This is a genomic window from Roseburia inulinivorans DSM 16841 (genome assembly GCF_000174195.1).
GTDB lineage: Bacteria > Bacillota > Clostridia > Lachnospirales > Lachnospiraceae > Roseburia > Roseburia inulinivorans.
On the sequence record NZ_ACFY01000019.1, the window covers coordinates 1 to 3,115 of the forward strand.

Genomic DNA, 3,115 nt, shown 5'->3' on the forward strand with positions numbered 1-3,115 from the left:
AGAAAGACTAAATTCAGCATAGATGTGGAATTTAAAATTTCATTCAAGGCATTTATCCCACCTAAAAAAATCCTTTGAAAAACCCATCAATATTTGCTATAATAACAAATGCATCTATGCGTGATGCAAATATACTATAATTAGAAATCGAGGAATGTAACATGGCATTATTGGAACAGTGGCAGAAAGTTGCCTATAATGAGAAAGCAGATAGAGGTGAATTACAGAGATTCTGGCAGAGATACTTCCTTTTAGAGAAGGGCGTATACGAACAGCTTTTGACAAATCCGGATGAGAAAGTAGAAGGAACGGTAAAAGAGCTTGCAGAGAAGTACAACCTCAGTGTTATGGAGATGACAGGATTCTTAGACGGAATCAACGACAGCTTGGTAGAGGCTAATCCAATCGACACCATGGAAGAAGATACAAAAGTTAACCTTGTTTTTGACAAAGAAAAATTATACAAAAACATGGTTGACGCAAAGGCAGACTGGTTATATGAATTACCACAGTGGAAAGAGATTTTTGATGATGAGAAGAGAAGAGCTTTATTCTTAGAGCAGAAGAAATCCGGCACTGTTCATGTAGGCAAAAAAGTTGGACGTAACGATCCATGCCCATGCGGAAGCGGTAAGAAATACAAATACTGCTGCGGAAGATAGTCCGCCGTATCTGAACTGTAAAAAGTACTTTACAGATAGAAGAAAAGGGTATAGAATGACCCTAGTCAAAACGATGAAGAGAAGAGTAGCATAAGAAAAAGTCCCAGAGAGGAAGGCGTTTGGTGTGAGCATTCCGGCTAAGAATTATGTGAAGACCAGCTCTGAGTGACCCCAATCCGGTCCGGTGATACCGTTACAATCAAGAATGAGATTTCTCTGGAATGGACAGGCAGTAAGAAGATTGATGTCTGGTAAGACGGAGAGATGAAGATGGGTGGAACCACGATAAGTATATCGTCCCTGATATTGTAGGAATGCAGTATCAGGGATTTTTTATGTTGTACAGAGAATCGGAGATACTTCCTACAGAAACTTATTTTTATATAGCGAAAGGAAATGAAGAAAATGGTAGATTTTAAAGCAGACGAGAGACTGAATACTTTAAACCATTCCTGCGCACATGTGATGGCACAGGCAGTAAAACACTTATACCCACAGGCAAAGTTCTGGGTAGGACCAGTTGTAAAAGAAGGTTTCTATTATGATATTGACCTTGGCGATGATATCATCAACGACGAAGCAATTGCAGCAATCGAGAAAGAGATGAAGAAAGTCTGCAAAGAAGGCAAGAAGATTTACAGACGTGAGATTTCCAAAGCAGAAGCAATGGAAATGTTCAAAGATGATCCATACAAACTGGACTTAATTGAAGGTCTGGAAGATGGAAACATTTCTGTTTACGATCAGGGAGATTTCACGGATCTCTGCCGTGGACCTCACGTAGACAATACAAAGTTATGCAAGAACTTCAAACTTGTAAAATACTCTGGTGTATATTGGAAAGGTGATGCAAACAATCACGTAATGCAGCGTATTTACGGTGTATGTTTCCCGACACCGGAAGAGTTAGAGGAGCACTTAAAACTTCTTGAGGAAGCAAAAGACCGTGACCACAGAAAAATCGGTAAAGAGATGAATCTTTTCATGTCGGATGACCTTGTTGGACGTGGACTTCCAATGTTCCTTCCAAAAGGATACACAGTATGGCAGGAACTTGAAAATTATATCAAAGCAAAAGAGAGAAAACTTGGATATCTTCATGTTATGACACCTTGTGTTGGTACGGTTAATCTGTATAAAACATCCGGTCATTGGGATCATTACAAAGACAATATGTTCCCTGCAATGGAAGTGGAGGGAGAGTCCTTTGTTCTCCGTCCAATGAACTGCCCGCATCATATGATGATTTATGCAAACAGAATGCATTCCTACAAAGATCTTCCAATCCGTATCGGTGAGATCGCACATGACTTCCGTTTCGAAGCCAGCGGTACTTTAAAAGGTATCGAGAGAGGACGTCATTTCTGCCAGAACGACGCACATCTTTTCGTGACACCGGAACAGATTGAGTCAGAGTTCTCACAGGTTGTAGATCTGATTTTTGATACTTACAAGGATTTCAACATCACAGATTACCGTTGCGTGCTCTCCTTAAGAGATCCTGCTGATAAAGTAAAATATCATGATGACGATGAGATGTGGAACACAGCAGAGAATGCACTCCGAAAAGTATTAGATGACCTTGGAATCGACTACACAGAGGAAATCGGTGAGGCTGCATTCTACGGACCAAAACTTGACGTAAACGTAAAACCGGCAATCGGAAATGAATACACACTTTCCACCTGCCAGCTTGACTTCTGCTTACCAGAAAAATTCAATCTGACATACATTGACAAAGATGGCACAAAGAAAACACCGGTTGTTTTACACAGAGCAATCCTTGGTTCCCTTGACCGTTTCATGGCTTATATCTTAGAGGAAACAAAAGGAAATCTGCCACTCTGGTTAGCACCGGTTCAGGCAAGAATCATTCCGGTTAAAAATGAGGATGAAGAGTTGAATGCATACTCACATGAACTTCTCAGCTATCTGGATGAGAACGGTATCCGTGTGGAGATTGACGAGCGTGCCGAGAAACTTGGCTATCGTGTAAGAGCTGCACAGGTAGAGAAAGTTCCTTACCTCATCATTCTTGGCAAGAACGAAGTAAAAGACGGAACAGTAAGCTACAGACTTCATGGCGAACAGGCTACCACAACCGTTCCAAAAGAAGAGTTCCTTGCAATGTTAAAGGATGAGATCGCAACAAAGAAGATCAATCCTGCCGCATTAAAATAAAAATGAATAAAAATTGAAAGAAGGGCATATGTCAGAAAATTATGGCATATGCTCTTTTGCATATTTTTTTCAAAAATCGCCATACTAATCTAAGACAATTGCGAAACTCATGAAAACCTAAGTTGAATTGTGAAAAATTAACAAAAGACATGAAAGACATTGGGGAACCGCCGGTTCTTAGAAGGCAGGTACAACTTTTTTCAATCAGGTCTGTGCATTTACTGCACAGACCGTGCGAAAGTGATTCAAGTGTGAGCAAATTCCTATCTGCG

At 40.4% G+C, this 3,115-nt stretch carries 2 protein-coding genes; both read left to right on the plus strand.

Annotated features, from left to right (window positions below; translation table 11 throughout):
• The first annotated feature begins 161 nt into the window (after window positions 1–161).
• On the plus strand, window positions 162–662 hold the full coding sequence (locus ROSEINA2194_RS01550) for an SEC-C metal-binding domain-containing protein (RefSeq protein WP_007882553.1): 501 nt from the start codon (window positions 162–164) through the stop codon (window positions 660–662).
• A gap of 405 nt (window positions 663–1,067) precedes the next feature.
• Complete coding sequence (gene thrS / locus ROSEINA2194_RS01555) at window positions 1,068–2,843, plus strand: threonine--tRNA ligase (RefSeq protein WP_044926879.1); 1,776 nt, start codon at window positions 1,068–1,070, stop codon at window positions 2,841–2,843.
• The last annotated feature ends 272 nt before the right edge of the window (window positions 2,844–3,115 follow it).